The sequence below is a fragment of the Myceligenerans indicum genome, assembly GCF_016742955.1.
GTDB lineage: Bacteria > Actinomycetota > Actinomycetes > Actinomycetales > Cellulomonadaceae > Myceligenerans > Myceligenerans indicum.
In genome coordinates this window covers 135,236-152,662 of record NZ_JABBYC010000001.1, presented here as the reverse complement: position 1 = coordinate 152,662, position 17,427 = coordinate 135,236, and the positions used below count along the sequence as shown (strand labels likewise).

Sequence of the window (17,427 nt, the reverse complement as noted above, 5' to 3'; positions counted from 1 at the left end):
CGTTGACCTTCCCGCCGTTGACCTTCCCGCCGTTGACCTTCCCGCCGTTGATCTTCCTGCCGTGGACCTTCCCGCCGTTGATCTTCCTGCCGTGGACCGTCAACAGGTGTCGCCGACTCCCGGATTTCACCCCGTGTTCCGGACCGGACGGCACAGAGCTCCTCTATGCTCGCCGCGTGGATCAGAACGGCAACGCCCAGTACGGACAGCTCTCACCTCAGCCCGCGTTCACCCCGAACGCCACCCTGCGCTTCACCGTGCAGGGGAACGTCATGACCTCCAACATGGTGCCGCCCCTGCTCACGATCGACGGGCACAAGGCTCCGTCGAGGATGAGCGGGAGCGTGGACATCCCGATCGAGTCGGGTCGACACCATCTGGAGGCGTCGTCGCAGTGGCTGCGGCGGTACGGGCAGGCCGCGTTCGACCTCGACATCGCGCCCGGCCAGGCGATCGAGGTGTTCTACGCTCCGCCGCTCCACCAGTTCACGAGCGGCGCGATGGGACTGAGCCCGCAGAAGCGCAAGGGTGCCGGGCTGACGTGGGGCATCCTCGGGGGCCTCGGCCTCGTCGTCGTCCTCCTGGTCGCGGCCGCGTTCGTCGCGTGACGCGGGCCGGCCACCGCGGCGCACCACCCGACAGCGGCGCACCGCCCGACACGCACGGCGGGGGCGACGGCCCGTACGAGCGACGTCAGGCCGCCAGGATCGGGACCACCTCGTCCACCGTGTCGACCAGGTACAGCCGGGCCGCCATGTCGCGCTCCGACGCCAGGCTGCCCAGCAGGTCCCAGGCCGGCAGCTCCCGGGTCCAGAAGTCGTTGCCGACCAGCACCATCGGCGCCACCGACGAGGCATCGGCGTAGTAGTTCTCACAGGCGTCCTGGAAGACCTCCTGCACCGTGCCGGCGGCGCCGGGCAGGAACACGATGCCGCCGTCGGCGTACTCCAGCAGCACCGCCTCCCGGATCGCGTTGCTGAAGTACTTCGCGATGCGCGTGGCGAAGGGGTTCGGCGGCTCGTGGCCGTAGTGCCAGGTGGGGATGCCGAAACTGTCGGCCCCGACGGGCCAGGTGTCGAGCACGTCGAGCGCGGCGCCGACCCAGTCGCGGACCGACGGCGTGAACGACGGCACCCGGGCGAGCATCGCGAGCGCCTTGTCGAGCTCAGCCGCCGCGTGCGGTGCCAGGTAGGCGCCCAGGTTGGCCGCTTCCATGGCGCCGGGCCCGCCCCCGGTGGCGACCGTGAGCCCGGCACGCGCGAGCTCGTGTGCCAGCCGGGCGGCGTCCCCGTACGGGCCGGAACCCCGGGTCAGGGAGTGCCCGCCCATGATCCCGACGACGCGGCGGCCGGCGCGCTCCGCGGCGAGGGCATCGTCGATCGCGTGGTCGTGCAAGGCCTGCGCGAGGGTCAGGTCACGCGACCGTGGCTGCCTGGACCACGCGTAGGCGCAGGCGTCCAGTGTGGTCTCGTAGCCGTTCTCGATCCCCGCGTACAGTTCCCGCGCGCTGTACAGAGCCGGCCGATAGGAGTCGACGGGGCTACCCGGGACCTGCGGGAACACCAGGGCCCCGCGCTCGCGGACCGATTCCTCGTCCGGCCGGTTCAGCACGCAGCCGAGGAACAGCGCGCCGGCGACGTCGAGCGCGCGGATGGCGTCGCTCTGGCCCGTCAGGTCCAGTGACTGCAGGTGCCAGCCGTACATCGACCGAGCTCCGGCGGCGACGCGGGCTCTGAAGTCGTCGAGCGACTCGACGTCGATCGTCTGACCGTGGTGCGGACGCATGGCCGGAACGCTACCCCGCCTCGTGTCCAGCTCGGCAGCGGCCAGGGTGCGCGCGGCCGGCCAGGGTGCGCGCGGCCGGCCAGGGTGCGCGCGGCCGGTCAGGGCTCCATGTCGTCGTGCAGCACGACGCGGGACAGCTCGTAGCCGCCGCCCGGAAGGCGCCAGTAGTGCATCCTGCGGGCCGACGGCGTGTTGACCTGTAACGACACACGCCAGCACGCGGCGCCGTCGTCCCGCACCCGCTGCGGGTCATCACCGCCCAGCCCGGAGCGGAGCGGGTGCACCTGCAGCCCGTTCATCTCCGGCGCCCGGCCCGTGACCACGTGCACGACGGTGCGCAGTACCTTGTCCCGCGAGATGCCCTCGACCGTCTCCAGCGACTCCAGGAACCGCGATCCGAGCACGTACTCCTCCACCGGCCAGCGCTCCTTCTCCCCCGCCGGGACGATCTGGGCCCACGTCTGGGTGACCTCGAACCGGAACTGCTCGGCGGGGTCCGTGAAGTACCGCTCCGTGGTGACCTCGACGTCCCGCCCGAGCTCGCGCCGGTAGGCCGCCGACTTCGCCTTCTCCGCCCGCAGCTGCGCCCGCGACCGTTCGAGCTGATGGTCCCGACGATCCACCTGGTCGCGGAGGTCGGCCACGTACTGGCGCAGTTCGTCGAGCTCCACCTCCACCCGCCGTTTCTCGACCTTGACCACGATCAGGCTCTTCTCCAACCGCGTGACCTGGGCCTTCTGCGCGTCGAGCGCCAGGCTGAGGTCACGGACCGCCGTCTTGCTGGCCGACGGCGCCGGCCCTCCGGCACCCCGCGCCGGAGCCGGCCTGCTGTCCCCGGCGGGGGCCGGGAGGGGGACCGCCGCGTCGCCAGCGATCCGCGCCGCGATGTCCCCGGGTGTGGGCCGCCGCCTGATCTCACCGTGCCTCAGGGCCTCCGCCGCGCCGCCGCGGGAGGTGGTGGTCCCCTCCTCGGACTCGCCGGCGGGGCGGTCGGCGACGGACGGGTGGGCGCCTCGGCCGTTCGCGACCTCCGCCGGGGTGGGAATGCGGATGGGCCCGCTGCCCGTCTCCGGTTCCTGGAGCGACGGGTCCGGAGGGGCGAGCCAGGGCGGCCCGCCGTCCAGCAGCGACAGGGCGGGCAGGGGCTCGTCGGACTCGTCGACGTCGTCGAGCCGGAGTGTGACGCCGTCGCCGGGGGCCTGCGTGACGCGCGCGAGCACCACCTCACCGGGTGTGAAGAGGTCGTCCAGCGTGTCGAGCGCATTGCCCGTCACCCGTTCACGCGGCACCCTGACCTGGACGGCGGGCGCGACGGCGATCGTCACGGATGCCTCGGCGACGGCCTCCACCCGGCCGACAACAACTTTGCCGACACGATAGAGATTCTTGACCATGTGGCGCTGCGCGTCGTCGTCCGGCAGCATGCCGCGCGTGTCGAGCGTGCCGCGCTCGGCGTCGTACCGCCCCCGCACCTTCATCCCGCGCCGGAAGATGCTCTGCAGCGCCACCCCGGGAAGGGTGAGCTCCTCCGCGACGGAGGCCTGGCCGCCGTCGTCCAGCTCGATCAGGGCGCGGGAGCCGAGGACGCCCTGCACGGTCCCGCGAGCCTCCGCGGCACCTCCACCGGCGCCGCCCGGGCCGGCAGGGGCCGCTCCGGCGAGCCCGGCACGCACCGCCGCCGACAGGGCGTCGCCCACGAGGCGCTCGCGCACCTTCGGCCCGTCGGCCAGGGAGTAGGCGAAGTGCAGCGGGGACCGTCGCAGGTCGTGGATCCAGTCGAGCCCGGTGGGATAGACGCGGGACGCGCCGCCGTAGACCTGCGTGTACTCGGGCATGCCACGGGAGAAGGCCCACGAGACGTCGCCCGTCGGGATGACGACGACCTCGGCGAGTCCCGCGACGTCGTCGATCACCCGCTGCGGGTCGACGTACGGTGTGGTGCGGCCGGCCGGCGTGGAGATGACCACCACGGGCCAGGCCCGGTTCGGAACCTGGAGGAAGCGGGCCAATTCGCGCGCTTCGTCCTCGCTGGTGATCTTGTGCAGGCCGGTGGGTACAGAGATGTTCACCGCCCCGTTCGCCATGCCACACCTCCCTGTCCGCGTTACTTCACCCTATCGGTCCTTACTGAGTATTTGCCTTGCCCACGCCAGACCCGCAAGGTGTCATGCGAATATCCCGTGCGGACCACTCGGTGGTACGGCCTCTACGATCGAGGGGTGACCACGACCAGTTCCGCCGGCATCGAGAGCCGCGTCCGCGAAGCCCTCACCCGCGTCCTCGACCCTGAGATCCGCAGGCCCCTCACGGAGCTGGACATGGTGCGTTCGGTGGCCGTGACACCGGGCACCACGCCCGCGGACGCCACGGGGGTGCACGTCACCGTCGGCATCGACCTCACCGTCGCCGGCTGTCCCATGAAGTCCACGCTGGTCAAGGACGTCACCGCCGCCGCGAGCGCCGTCGACGGCGTCGCCGCGGTGGAGGTCGACCTGGGGGTGATGACGCCCGACCAGCGCGCCGCGCTGCGTACGAGGCTTCGCGGGGGCACGGGCGAGCCGGTCATCCCGTTCGCCCAGCCGGGCTCGCTGACGAAGGTGTATGCGGTCGCATCGGGCAAGGGCGGGGTGGGCAAGTCGTCGGTGACGGCGAACCTGGCCGTGTCGATGGCGGCGGACGGGCTGAACGTCGGCGTGATCGACGCGGACATCTACGGGTTCTCGATCCCGCGGATGCTGGGCGTCGACCGGCAGCCGACGCGGGTGGACAACATGTTGCTGCCTCCGGTGGCGCATGGCGTGAAGGTCGTGTCGATCGGCATGTTCGTGCCGGACGGGCAGCCGGTGGTGTGGCGGGGGCCGATGCTGCACCGGGCCCTGGAGCAGTTCCTGGCGGACGTGTACTGGGGCGACCTGGACGTGCTGCTGCTGGACCTGCCGCCGGGGACGGGCGACATCGCGATCTCCGTGGCGCAACTGCTGCCGCGTTCGGAGGTGCTGGTGGTGACGACGCCGCAGGCGGCCGCGGCGGAGGTCGCGGAGCGCGCCGGCTCGGTGGCGACGCAGACGTCGCAGGGCGTGGTCGGCGTGGTGGAGAACATGTCGTGGCTCACCCAGCCCGACGGGTCGCGCCTGCACCTGTTCGGCGAGGGCGGGGGCACACAGGTCTCGGCACGGCTCGGTGAGGTCCTGGGGACCGACGTGCCACTGCTGGGGCAGATCCCGTTGGATGTCGCGGTCCGGGAGGGCGGGGACTCCGGGACACCGGTGACGCTGTCGGACCCGGAGTCACCGGGCGCCGTCGTGCTGCGTGAGGTTGCGCGGGGCCTTGCCGCGCGCAAGCGGGGGCTGGCCGGAATGCAGCTCGGCGTCACCCCTGCGTAACCTCACGCAGGGCCGGCCGCCCTCTACACTGGCGCACCGTTCCCGATTCCCGACCTCAGAGGATTCATGAGTACCGCCGACGGCACTGCCGTGTCCACCGACCGCTCGCCCCGGATCGCTCCGGCCGGAACCCGTCCCAAGGTGGTGAACCGGACCGTCTTCGTCGGGTCGGCGGCGATCATCCTCGCGGTGGCCTTGTCCGCGATCATCGCGCCCGTCCGAGCGGAGGAGACGATAGGCGTCGCCGTCGGATGGATCTCCGACGGGTTCGGCTGGTACTACTTCCTGGTCGCGGCGGTGTTCCTGGTCTTCGTGATCCTGGTCGGGGTGTCCCGGATGGGGAGGGTCCGCCTGGGCCCGGAGCAGTCCAAGCCGCAGTTCAACCTCTTCACCTGGGCGGCGATGCTGTTCGCCGCGGGCATCGGCACCGACCTGATGTTCTACTCCGTGGCCGAGCCCGCCTCGCAGTACTACTTCCCGCCCGCAGGTCAGGGTGAGAGCGTCGAGGCCGCCCGGCAGGCCGTGGTGTGGACGCTGTTCCACTACGGGATCATCGGCTGGGCCATGTACGCGCTGATGGGCATGGCGCTGGCGTACTTCGCCTACCGGCGCAACATGCCGCTGAGCATCCGCTCGGTCCTGCACCCGCTGTTCGGCGACCGCGTGTGGGGCAAACTGGGCGACGCGGTCGACATCGCGGCGGTGATCGGCACGATCTTCGGCCTGGCGACGACGCTCGGCATCGGCGTCGAGATGCTCAACCGGGGCCTGTTCGAGCTGTGGGGCGTCCCCGAGGGCACGGGGGCGCAGCTGGGGCTGCTCGTGCTGGCCGTCGTGATCGCCACGCTGTCCGTGGTCTCCGGCGTGGCCCGCGGTCTGCGCCGTCTGTCCGAGCTCAACGTGGTGCTGGCGATCGTGCTGATCGTGTGGGTCCTGGTCGCCGGCAAGACGCCGTTCCTGCTCAACGGCTTGGTGATGAACCTCGGCGACTACGTCTCGCGCCTGCCCGGCATGACGCTGGACACCTACGCGTTCGAGGCCCCGACCGAGTGGATGGGCTGGTGGACGCTGTTCTTCTGGGCCTGGTGGGTCGCCTGGGCCCCGTTCGTGGGCCTGTTCCTCGCCCGGATCTCGCGCGGTCGCACCATCCGTCAGTTCGTCGTCGGCACCCTGACCATCCCGTTCGCGTTCGTGCTGCTGTGGGTGTCGGTGTTCGGCAACAGCGCCCTCGACCTCATGCGGAACGGCGGCGCCGCCGGCGCGGCGTTCGGCGAGAACGCCGTCAACGATCCCGCCAGCGGCATCTACGCCCTGCTGGAGCAGTTCCCGGCCGCGCCGCTCACCATCGGCATCGCCGTGCTCACGGGCCTGCTGTTCTACGTCACGTCGGCCGACTCCGGTGCGCTCGTGCTGTCCAACTTCACCTCCCGCCTGCACCGGGCGGGCGACGACGGCCCGGCGTGGCTGCGCGTCTTCTGGGCCGCGGCGACCGGCCTGCTCACCATGGGCATGCTTCTGGCGGGCGGCATCACGACCCTGCAGTCGGGCACGATCATCATGGGCCTGCCGTTCTCGTTCGTCATGGTCGCCGTGATGCTCGGGCTGTACAAGGTGCTGCGCACCGAGGGCCACAAGACCGACACGCTGCGCACGTCGCTGCCCGCGAGCCTGTCGGACCGCACGCACTCCGACGGCGTCGCCGGCCACTCGTGGAAGCTCCGGCTCCAGCGGATGCTGAGCTTCCCCTCGCCGGCGCAGTCGCGGCGGTTCGTGGAGTACGTGTGCCGTCCGGCGCTGACCGAGGTGGTGGCCGAGCTCACGAAGCAGGACGCCACGGCGTCGGTCGCCGAGTCCGGCCAGGTGGCGGGCGTCCCGTGTCTCACGCTGACCGTGGAGCACGGCGACGACGAGCCGTTCACCTACCGGCTGTTCCCCGTCGAGGCGCCCACCCCGGTGTTCGCCTCGGGCCGCCCGGTCGGCGAGGACTACTACGTGCGCATCGAGGTGCACCTCACCGAGGGCACGCAGGGGTACGACGTCACGGGCTACACCACCGAGCAGCTCATCGCCGACGTGCTCGACCAGTACGAGCGGCATCTCATCTACCTGCAGTCCGTCCGGCAGGCCTCGGGCGACGGCGCCACCGAGCCCGTCCTCGTCCCGGCTCGCCAGGACGGTCACGGCACCGGCCCCCTGCCCGGCGACTCCTGAGAGGCACCACCATGAGCGCATCCTCCCTCTTCGTCGACGGCGAGTGGCGGGCCGCGGCCGACGGCGCCACCCGCGAGATCGTCTGCCCCGCGGACGGCTCCGCGGCCGGCACGGTCTCCGAGGCGTCCGCGGCCGACACCGAGCGCGCGATCGCCGCCGCCCGGCGCGCGTTCGACACCGGCCCATGGCGCGCCACCACCGCACCCGAGCGCGGTGACCTGCTGTTGCGGGTCGCGGAGGCGCTCACGGCCCGCAAGGCGCAGTTCGCCCGTGCGGAGTCGCGGGACACCGGCAAGCGGATGGTCGAGTCCGAGATCGACATGGACGACTGCATCGCCTGCTTCCGCTACTTCGGCAAGCTCGCGGGCCTGGACGCGGGCCGGGTGGTCGACGCCGGCAGTCAGGACGTGGTCAGCCGCATCCAGTACGAGCCGGTGGGCGTCTGCGGGCTCATCTCTCCGTGGAACTACCCGCTGCTGCAGGCCGTGTGGAAGGTCGCGCCGGCACTGGCCGCGGGCAACACGTTCGTGCTCAAGCCCAGCGAGCTCACCCCGCACACGGCGATGCTGCTCATGAAGGTGCTGTCCGACGCCGGCGTCCCGGCCGGGGTGGCCAACCTCGTCACGGGCGCCGGCCCGACGGCGGGCGGTCCGCTGAGCACCCACCCGGACGTCGACCTGGTCTCGTTCACCGGCGGCCTCGTCACCGGGCGGCTCATCGCCGCGAACGCGGCGGCCACGGTGAAGAAGGTGGCGCTGGAACTGGGCGGGAAGAACCCGAACGTCGTGTTCGCCGACGTCGCGGCCACGGACGAGAGCTTCGACGCGGCCGTCGACAACGCGCTCAACGCCGCCTTCGTGCACTCCGGCCAGGTCTGCTCGGCGGGCGCACGCCTGGTGGTCGAGGAGTCGGTCCACGACCGCTTCGTCGACGAGCTCGTACGCCGGGCCGAACGGATCCGGCTCGGCGGCCCCGACGACCCGGAGGCGGAGACCGGCCCGCTGATCTCCGCCGCCCACCGTGACAAGGTCACCGCCTACGTCGAGCAGGCGGTGGCCGACGGCGCCGTGCTGCGCTGCGGCGGCAGGTGGGGCGAGGGCGCGCTGGAGCAGGGCTTCTACTACCTGCCCACGGTGCTCGACGGCGTGGCCCGCGGCTCGGCCGCCGTCGTCGACGAGGCCTTCGGGCCGGTGGTCACCGTCGAGACGTTCCGCACCGAGGACGAGGCCGTCGAGATCGCGAACGACACCCACTACGGCCTGGCCGGGGCCGTCTGGACCTCGGACGCGGGCAGGGCCCAGCGGGTCGCGAACCGGCTGCGGCACGGCACGGTCTGGATCAACGACTACCACCCCTATCTCCCGCAGGCGGAGTGGGGCGGGTTCAAGCAGTCGGGCTTCGGCCGCGAGCTCGGACCCGCCGGCCTGGCCGAGTACCAGGAGGCCAAGCACGTCTACCAGAACCTGCGCCCGGCGGTGACCGGCTGGTTCACCCGGCGCTGACGAGCCGGACGACAGCACCCGGCGGCGCGGGCCCCGCGCCGGCAGTTCCACCAGCACCATCAGGACGGGAGAACGCATGTCCCAGGAGTTCGACTACGTCGTGATCGGCGGCGGTTCCGCCGGGGCGGCCGTCGCGGCCCGCCTGTCGGAGGACCCCGACGTCACGGTCGCCCTGCTCGAAGCCGGCCCCTCGGACGTGGACGACGACGCGATCCTGCGCCTGGACCGCTGGATGCACCTGCTGGAGTCCGGATACGACTGGGACTACCTGATCGAGCCGCAGTCCCACGGCAACTCCTTCATGCGTCAGGCACGCGCCCGCGTGCTGGGCGGCTGCTCGTCGCACAACTCCTGCATCGCGTTCCATCCTCCCGCGGAGGACCTCGACCGGTGGGCCGAGCTCGGCGCGACCGGGTGGGAGGCGGCGGAGTCGCTGCCGTTCGTGCGCAAGCTGGAGAACAACGACCAGCCGGGCGCGCACCACGGCCACGACGGGCCGGTGCGGCTGCGCCAGGTGCCGCCCGCGGACCCGTGCGGCGTCGCCCTCCTGGACGCGTGCGAGCAGGCCGGCATCCCGCGTGTCCGGTTCAACGACGGCACGACCGTCGTGACGGGCGCGAACTTCTTCCAGATCAACGCCCGCGAGGACGGCGTGCGCTCGTCGTCGTCGGTCTCCTACCTGCATCCCGTGCTGGACCGGCCGAACCTGACGATCCTCACGGAGCACTGGGCCAGGCGGATCACGTTCGCGCGCGAGGACGACACGTCCGTCCCGCGCGCCACGGGCGTCGACGTGCAGGCCCCGGACCTGATCCACACCACCCACATCACCGCGCGCCGCGAGGTGGTGCTGTCGGCCGGTGCCATCGACTCGCCGAAGCTGCTCATGCTGTCCGGCATCGGCCCGGCCGCCCACCTGCGCGAGGTCGGCGTCGAGGTCCTGGTGGACGCCCCCGGCGTCGGCTCCCACATGCAGGACCACCCGGAGGGCGTGATCTCCTGGGAGGCGAGGAAGCCGATGGTCACCGAGTCCACCCAGTGGTGGGAGATCGGGATCTTCGCGCGCACCGCGGAGGCGGAGCAGCGGGGCGACGCGGTGCCGGACCTGATGATGCACTACGGCTCGGTCCCGTTCGACATGCACACGGTGCGCCAGGGCTACCCGACCGCGGAGAACGTGTTCTGCCTCACGCCGAACGTGACGCACGCACGCTCGCGCGGCACGGTCCGCCTGCGGTCCCGCGACTTCCGCGACAAGCCGAAGGTGGACCCGCGCTACTTCACCGACGAGAGCGACATGCGGACCATGGTCGAGGGCATCAAGCTCGCGCGGGCGATCGTCGCCCGGCCCGCGATGGCGCCGTGGGCCGGACGCGAGCTGTTCCCCGGCCCGGAGGTGCGGACCGACGAGGAGATCGCCGACTACCTCTCCCGCACCCACAACACGGTCTACCACCCCACGGGCTCGGTCCGGATGGGCGCCCGGGACGACCACTCCTCGCCGCTCGACCCGCGGCTGCGCGTCAAGGGCGTCACCGGGCTCCGCGTCGCCGACGCCTCCGTGATGCCGGAGATCACGACCGTCAACCCGAACATCACCGTGATGATGATCGGCGAACGCTGCGCGGACTTCATCCAGCGAGACAGGTCCTGACGACACGCCGCCGGGAAATAGGATCGGGTCCATGTCTTCCACGCCGCAGTGGCTCGAGTCCTGGACGCCCGCCGGGGGCGCCCGACGTGTCCGCACCCTGTTCTCCCAGGCCTTCGACGGCGACACGCCCGACGGCGTCTGGTTCGCCCCCGGCCGCGTCAACCTGATCGGCGAGCACACCGACTACAACGCGGGACTCTGCCTGCCCACGGCGCTGCCCCACCGCACGTACGTCGCGCTGCGGGCGCGGGAGGACGGCGTGGTCCGCCTGGTCTCGGCGCAGACGCCCCACGAGCCGTGGGAGGCGAAGCTGTCCGACGTCGAGCCCGGATCGGTCAGCGGCTGGGGATCCTACGTCGCGGGCGTGGCCTGGGCGCTCGCCGCGGCCGGGCACGAGGTGCGCGGCTTCGACGCCGCCGTCGACTCCTGCGTGCCGTTCGGGGCCGGGCTCAGCTCGTCGGCATCGCTGGAGGCCGCCTTCGCCGTCGCGGTGGACGACGTGGACGAGCTCGGGCTGGCGGCCACCGACGCCGGCCGTGCCGACCTGGTCGACGCCTGCCGTCGTGCCGAGAACGAGATCGCCGGGGCGCCCACCGGGGGGCTCGACCAGTCCGCATCCCTGCGCTGCGCGGAGGGACAGGCCCTGCTGCTGGACTTCCGCCCGGGGCTCTCGGCCGTCGAGTCGGGCCGTCCGGTGCCGTTCGATCCGTCCACGGCCGGGCTGGAACTGCTGGTGATCGACACCCGCGCCCCGCACGCGCTGGTCGACGGCCAGTACGGCGCCCGCCGCGCGTCCTGCGAGCAGGCCGTCGACCTGCTGGGGCTGGAGAACCTGCGGGAGATCACCCCGGACGGGCTGGAGGCCGCGCTGGCCGAGCTCGCGCCGCACGACGCCGACGGGATCCTGACGCGCCGCGTCCGTCACGTCGTGACCGAGACCGAACGCACGGCCCGGTTCGTGGACCTCGTCTCCCGTGGCCTGGTGGCGGAGGTGGGCCCGCTCATGACGGCCTCGCACGCCTCGCTCCGGGACGACTACGAGGTCTCCTGCCGTGAGCTCGACCTGGTGGTCGACACGGCGATGGCGGCGGGCGCCGTCGGCGCACGCATGACCGGGGGTGGCTTCGGTGGGTCGGCCATCGCGCTGGTCCCGCGGGACGACGTCGAACGCGTGGCCAACGCTGTGAGCAGAGCCTTCGCGGACGCCGGCCTGCCCTCCCCCGCATTCCTGGCGGCTCCTCCCTCCGCCGGCGCGGGCTCCGTCTAGCAGGAGCCCGCCGGCGCGGGCTCCGGAGGCGCGGCGGACGCGGAACGCGGGATTTCGGCGTTCGCCGGGAGTTCCGATACTTTGTGGGCCACGCGGTGTCGCGGGGGCACGGCGAGTGCACCTCGGTGCACGACACGAGGGGACGAGACCGTGCCATGGAGCGCACCAGTCGTAGCGGACGAGCGCCGGCGCCGGGCCGGCAGAGCGATCCTGGCGGCCTTCGCCGCCCTGTTCGCTGCTCTGGCCCTGGCCGGGTGCGGTATCGGTGAATCCGGATCACGCGAGGGGTTCACCGCGGGAGCGGACTTCTCGTACATGGCCGAGGTCGCCGACGCCTCGGACGGCACGACACACTTCGGCCTGATCCACGGCACCGTCTCCTCCGACGGCCAGGTCACCGGGGAACGCCGGATCGTGAACGTCCATGACGGCTCGGCGAACGACGACACGACCGAGTTCACCGGGCAGGCGAACGAGGACGGCACGGCGACCTTTCACGAGCTCGGCCCCGACGGCGGCGACGTGACCGCGACGCTCGAGGAGAGCGAGTCGATCATGACGACCGACGTGGAGCCCGGAGTCGCGGCGACCACGTGGCACCGTGCGTCGCTGCAGGCGTTCAACACCGCGATCCGCGGCGGGATCCAGGGCTAGAACTCGTAGACGGCGACGACGGCCGCGTGGTCGCTCCAGCGCTCGGCGTACGACGGCGCCCTGTCGACCTCGACCTTCCGGCAGGCAGGCACGAGGGCCGGGTTGGCGTACTGGTAGTCGATGCGCCAGCCGGCGTCGTTGTCGAACGCCTTGCCGCGCCACGACCACCAGGTGTACGGGCCGGGGCCGTCCCCGCCGTGCGCACGGCCCAGGTCGGTCCAGCCGAGCTCGGCCCAGCGATCGAGGTGTGCCCGTTCCGCGGGCAGGAACCCCGCGCTGCCGAGGTTCCCCTTCCAGTTCTTGATGTCCGCGTTCGTGTGCGCGATGTTGATGTCACCGGCGACGACGGCCGGGACCTCCGCGGCGGCGAGCTCGGCCAGCCGCGCCGTGGTTCGCTCCAGGTAGGAGTACTTCGCCGCCATCGTCGCCTCCTGACCGGGCTTGGTGGACCCGGAGTGCTGGTAGGTGGAGACGGCGGTGAGGGTCCCGGCGGCCGGCACCACGATGTCGGCCTCGATCCAGCGGCCCGTGTGCACGTCGTCCTCCTCGCCGGAGGCCAGCTCGGGCAGGCCGCGCCGGACGTCGGCGATCGGGTGCCGTGACGCGACCAGCACCCCCGCCCTGCCCTTGATCCGGCTGCCGAGGTTCGCCACGTGCCAGCCGTCGAGATACTCCTCGACGACCGTCTCGGGGGCCCGGACCTCCTGCAGGAGCAGGACGTCCGGCCGGCGGGCGGCGATCCAGGTGTCCATCCCCCGGCGGAAGGCGGCGCGGATCCCGTTGACGTTGGCGGTGGCGACGGTCAGCTCAGGCACGCGGGCAACTCTACGTCGCCGGGTCTCTGAGGTACCTCAGAGGCACCCACGCGGCTTCCGGGCGTCCCGTCTGAGGTGTCCGGCCGCACAGAACTGCCCGGCCGGCCGATCCACGGCCCGGGGCCTCACGACGAATCTCTTCCGTATCGCACCGGACGGGCAACAGGGCCCACCGGAACGGACGACCGGAGGAAGTCATGTCGTTGTGGGGATCCGCGATCGACGCGGAAGTGCTCTACCGCCAGGAACTGCTGCGCCAGGCGTGGGGCAGCCGGACGAAGAAGGAACGGCCGAGTCGCCGGGGGCGGCGCGGCGTACGCGCGGCGGCCGGGGCCCGGGCGACGCAGATCCGCCGCGGCCTGGAGGGGATGCGTCCCGAACCGGCACGCGACGGCCGGCTCGCATGACGGGCACGCCGGGCACCCGGAGTTCGGGCGGGGCGGACGGCGCGTCGCCGTCCGCCCCTGGTCCGGCCGGCGGCGGGCAGGCCGGCGGCGATGTCAGTGATCGGTGGCACGATGTCCAGGTGCGGCGTTCCACCACCATCCCCTTGATCTCTCGGCAGCAGCAGGTCGACTCGCTCCTGCGCGCGACCGAGCGTGCCGCGAGCGGGCAGCCCGGTCTCGTGCTCGTCGGCGGCGACGCCGGAGTGGGCAAGACCCGGCTGATCAGCCATCTCGCGCAGGCGGCGAAGCAGGTGGGCGCGAGTCCCGTCGTCGTCCACTGCGTGGATCTGGGGCAGGTGGGCATCCCCTACCTGCCGTTCACGGACGCCCTGACCCAGCTCCAGGCCGGGGCCGCGGGGCCGGAGGCCGCCGCACGGGTCGCGGGCCTCGTCACCGAGCGTCCCGCGCTGTGGCGCCTGCTGGAGCCCGGCGGCGGCGGCAGCGCAGAGCACGACGAGCGCCTGCAGCTCTTCGAGGGCATCGCACGCAGCCTCGGCGAGGCCGGCGAGCCGGGAAGGCCCGTCCTGCTCATCGTGGAGGACGTGCACTGGGCCGATTCCTCGACGCGCGACGTACTGCGGTTCCTCGCGGTGCGGGCGCGCTCGGAGAACCTGCTCGTGGTGGCCACCTACCGTTCGGACGACGTCGACCGGCGTCACCCGTTGCGCCCGCTGCTCGCCGAGCTGTCCCGGCTGGACCACGTGGAGCGGATCGATCTGGAGCCGTTCGACGAGAGCGAGCTGCGCGAGTTCACGACCGCCCTGGCCGGAGGGCCCCTCAGCGCGGGGGAGTTCGCGGGCGTCCTCGACCGTTCGGAGGGCAACGCCTTCTTCGCCGAGGAACTGCTCGACGCCGGGCCGGAGCCGGGGGCGCTGCCCTGGACGCTCACCGAGGTGCTGCGGACGCGGCTCGAGAAGCTGGACCCGCAGGTGCAGCAGGTGGTCCGCCTCGCCTCGGTGGCGGGCCGCCGCGTGCGCGAGGATCTGCTGCGCGCCGCGGCCGCGGAGAGGGATCCCGCGGCCGGGATCGACGCCGCCCTGCGAGAGGCGGTGGTTCAGCAGGTCCTGGTGGTGTCCGGCGGGAACCTCGAGTTCCGCCACGCGCTGCTGGCCGAGGTCCTGTACGCCGACCTGCTCCCCGGTGAGCGGTCCGAGATGCACCGCGCCTTTCTCGCCGCACTCGCCCGGAAGGGGCCGGACGGCACCCCCCTGGGCGGCGCCGCCGAACGGGCGCACCACGCCTTCGAGGCCCACGATCTGCCGGCGGCCCTCCTCGCGTCGCACGAGGCGGCCCTGGCGGCACGCGGGCTGCTGGCCCCGGAGGAGGAGCTGCGGCACCGTGAGCAGGTGCTCGCGGTCTGGGAGTCGGTTCCGGAGGCCGAGACGCTGGTCGGCATGGACCGGGCCGACGTCGCGGTCGCGGCGGGTGAGGCCGCGGCCAAGGCGGGACACCCGGGCCGCGCCGTCCGTCTCACCCGCCGTGCCGTCGATGAGCTGGCCGGCGATCGGGCACGCCGCGCCGCGCTGCAACACGTTCTCGTGCGACGCCAGCTCGACCTGCCGGACTGGGGCGAGCATCCGGAGGACAGCGCCACCGAGCTGCGCTCGGCGCTGGACGTCCTCCCGGACGCCAGCGCCGACAGGGTGTGGAGCGACGCCCTGCTGGCGCGGATCGCGATGGAGATGGACCTCGACGACGAGGCCCGGGAACAGGCGGAACGCGCCGCGGAGGGTGCGCGGGCCCTGGGTGAGCACGGCGCCCTCGCAGAGGCCCTCGCAACGCTGGCGATACTCGACGTCGGCGACGCCGACAAGGCGGCCCGGCTCCTCGACGATGCCTGTACGGCGGCCGTCCGGGCCGGGGACATCCTCACGGAGATGCGCTGCCTCTACAACGTGGCGGCCAACCGCTTCTACGCGGGCCACCTGGACGACGCCGAACAGAAGGTGGGCCACGGCCTGGCGCGCGCCGAGGAACTGGGCCTGACCTGGAGCTTCTATGCGGTGAGCCTGCGCATCCTGCACGAGATCATGCTGTATTTCCGCGGCGATCTCACGCCGCGGCCCGTCTCGGACGTGCCGCCGACGTCCGTGCAGGTCCTCGACGCCGTCGGGATGTACGCCGCGGTGGCGCGCGGGGACGCAGACGTGCTCGCACGGGGCCAGGCGCTCCTCGCGCACTGGCGCGAGGACGGGATGATCGCGCTCATCGGCGGTGGCTGCCTCGTCGACGCGCTGACCTGGGCGGGCCGGTACGACGAGGCGCTCTCGCTCGCCGAGCGCGTCACCGAACACCTGGTGGGGGTGTGGAACGAGCTGTTCCTCGGCGGGATCTGGCTGTCCGGGCTCGCGATCGCGGCTCTGGCCGACGCGGCGGACGCGGACCGGTCCTCCGGCCGGGCCGGCGGCAACGGCGCCGCGGCACGGGAGCAGGCCGCGGCGGACCGGCTGGAACGCGGGGACGGCCTGCTCGACCTCGCCCGGACCACCGCGCAACGGGGCCGTCCACGCGGCGGTGTGCTCGGACCGGAGGGAAGTGCCTGGCTCCAGCGCGCCGCGGCGGAGAACGCCCGGCTGCACGCGGTGATCGGTGACGCCCGGCCGCGGACGGACACCGCGGACGCCCCCGACGGGGTCCCGGCACCGGAAGCCCTGTGGCGTGCCGCCGCGGACGCATGGCAGGAGACCGTCAAGGCCTTCGACTTCGGGTACCGCTACGAGGTGGCGCGCTCCCGCTACCGCTGGGCCGAGGCCCTGCTCGGAGCCGGTGAGAGGGAGGCTGCCCGGACCGCGGCCGCGCAGGCGCTGGCCGAGGCGAGCGACATGGGCGCCGTTCCGCTGGTCGAGGCGGTCCGGGCGCTCGGCAAGCGTGCCAGGCTGGACCTTCCCGGGGTCCGCCGTGCGACGGCGTCGACCCTCACGGTACGGGAGGAGGAGGTCCTCACCCTGGTGGCACAGGGCCTGTCGAACCGGCAGATCGGCGAGCGCCTGTACATCTCGACCAAGACGGTGAGCGTGCACGTGTCGAACGTCATGGCGAAGCTCGGAGCGTCGGGGCGGGCGGAGGCCGTGAGCCTCGCCCACCGCCGCGGCCTGCTGGAGGTCTGAGCCCCCGGCCCGCCGGTGGGACGGTCAGGACGACGCCGGCGCGGAGGCTTCCTCGCCGGCGTAGGCGGCCTGGAGGGCGGCGACGTCGATCTTGCCCATCTGCAGCATCGCGTTCATGGCCCGCCGGTTGGCCTCGGTCGAGTAGTCACCGCAGAGTTCGGCAAGCTGCCGCGGCACCACCTGCCACGAGACACCGAACCGGTCCTTGCACCAGCCGCACGGGCCGGGCTCGCCGCCGTCGCGGGTCAGGACGTCCCAGAGGTGGTCCACCTCCTCCTGCGTGTCCACCTCGACGAAGATCGAGAACGCCTCGGTCAGGTGGAACTCCGGGCCGGCGTTCAGCCCGGTGAACCGCTGGCCGCCCACGGTGAACTCGACGATCATCGGCTTGCCGGGCTCGGCTCCGGGGACTCCCTCCGGCGCGGCCAGGACCCGTTCGACACGGCTGCCGGGAATGTGCTCGGCGTAGTACTCCGCCGCCTCGTGGGCCTTGTCGTTGCCGAACCACAGGTGGGAACGCACGGTGGTCATGGTCTTCTCCTTCAGCGGTGGGACCTCCGGGTGAGGATCCGTCACAGGGTCCGACGACGTGGCAGGGTGCGA

The 17,427-nt window shown here is 72.5% G+C and carries 13 protein-coding genes; 9 read left to right on the top strand and 4 right to left on the bottom strand.

Going from position 1 to position 17,427, the window contains the following annotated elements; all coding sequences use genetic code 11:
* Positions 1–176: 176 nt before the first annotated feature.
* A complete protein-coding gene (locus HGK34_RS00600) occupies positions 177–608 on the top strand; it encodes a hypothetical protein (RefSeq protein ID WP_201844625.1) in 432 nt (143 codons plus the stop codon).
* A gap of 85 nt (positions 609–693) precedes the next feature.
* On the opposite strand, the gene HGK34_RS00595 is transcribed toward HGK34_RS00600, so the two are convergent.
* A complete protein-coding gene (locus HGK34_RS00595) occupies positions 694–1,785 on the bottom strand; it encodes an LOG family protein (protein WP_201844624.1) in 1,092 nt (363 codons plus the stop codon).
* Between the two features lie 98 nt (positions 1,786–1,883).
* Positions 1,884–3,869: a hypothetical protein gene (locus HGK34_RS00590; protein WP_201844623.1), complete on the bottom strand. Its 1,986-nt coding sequence runs from the start codon at positions 3,867–3,869 to the stop codon at positions 1,884–1,886.
* Positions 3,870–4,004: 135 nt separating this feature from the next.
* On the opposite strand from HGK34_RS00590, the gene HGK34_RS00585 reads away from it, so the two are divergent.
* From HGK34_RS00585 to HGK34_RS00560, 6 genes are all read left to right on the top strand, one after another.
* Positions 4,005–5,168, top strand: a complete 1,164-nt coding sequence (locus tag HGK34_RS00585) for an Mrp/NBP35 family ATP-binding protein (protein ID WP_201844622.1) — start codon at positions 4,005–4,007, stop codon at positions 5,166–5,168.
* A 66-nt stretch (positions 5,169–5,234) separates the two neighbouring features.
* Entirely contained in the window at positions 5,235–7,379 is a 2,145-nt protein-coding gene (gene betT, locus HGK34_RS00580) for a choline BCCT transporter BetT (RefSeq protein WP_201844621.1), read from the top strand.
* Between the two features lie 11 nt (positions 7,380–7,390).
* Positions 7,391–8,881 carry an aldehyde dehydrogenase family protein gene (locus HGK34_RS00575; RefSeq protein ID WP_201844620.1) on the top strand — a complete coding sequence of 497 codons (1,491 nt, stop codon included), beginning with the start codon at positions 7,391–7,393 and terminating at the stop codon, positions 8,879–8,881.
* A gap of 76 nt (positions 8,882–8,957) precedes the next feature.
* Positions 8,958–10,535, top strand: a complete 1,578-nt coding sequence (locus tag HGK34_RS00570; RefSeq protein WP_201844619.1) for a GMC family oxidoreductase — start codon at positions 8,958–8,960, stop codon at positions 10,533–10,535.
* 31 nt (positions 10,536–10,566) lie between these two features.
* Positions 10,567–11,802: a galactokinase gene (gene galK / locus HGK34_RS00565; RefSeq protein WP_201844618.1), complete on the top strand. Its 1,236-nt coding sequence runs from the start codon at positions 10,567–10,569 to the stop codon at positions 11,800–11,802.
* Positions 11,803–11,952: 150 nt separating this feature from the next.
* Positions 11,953–12,456 (top strand): hypothetical protein, encoded by a 504-nt coding sequence (locus HGK34_RS00560; protein WP_201844617.1) that lies wholly within the window; start codon positions 11,953–11,955, stop codon positions 12,454–12,456.
* On the opposite strand, the gene HGK34_RS00555 is transcribed toward HGK34_RS00560, so the two are convergent.
* Positions 12,453–13,208, bottom strand: coding sequence for an exodeoxyribonuclease III (locus HGK34_RS00555; RefSeq protein WP_244666286.1), 756 nt, complete (start codon positions 13,206–13,208; stop codon positions 12,453–12,455). The two genes, HGK34_RS00560 and HGK34_RS00555, sit on opposite strands and share 4 nt — an antisense overlap.
* 260 nt (positions 13,209–13,468) lie before the next feature.
* Between HGK34_RS00555 and HGK34_RS00550 the strand changes: the two genes are divergently transcribed.
* The gene (locus tag HGK34_RS00550) at positions 13,469–13,678 is read left to right on the top strand and encodes a hypothetical protein (protein ID WP_201844615.1); all 210 of its coding nucleotides are present in this window, start codon (positions 13,469–13,471) and stop codon (positions 13,676–13,678) included.
* 119 nt (positions 13,679–13,797) lie between these two features.
* On the top strand, positions 13,798–16,824 hold the full coding sequence (locus tag HGK34_RS23110) for a helix-turn-helix transcriptional regulator (protein WP_307815599.1): 3,027 nt from the start codon (positions 13,798–13,800) through the stop codon (positions 16,822–16,824).
* Positions 16,825–16,848: 24 nt separating this feature from the next.
* Here the strand turns inward: HGK34_RS23110 and HGK34_RS00540 are convergent, their stop codons facing one another.
* Entirely contained in the window at positions 16,849–17,355 is a 507-nt protein-coding gene (locus HGK34_RS00540; RefSeq protein ID WP_201844613.1) for a VOC family protein, read from the bottom strand.
* Positions 17,356–17,427: the final 72 nt, after the last annotated feature.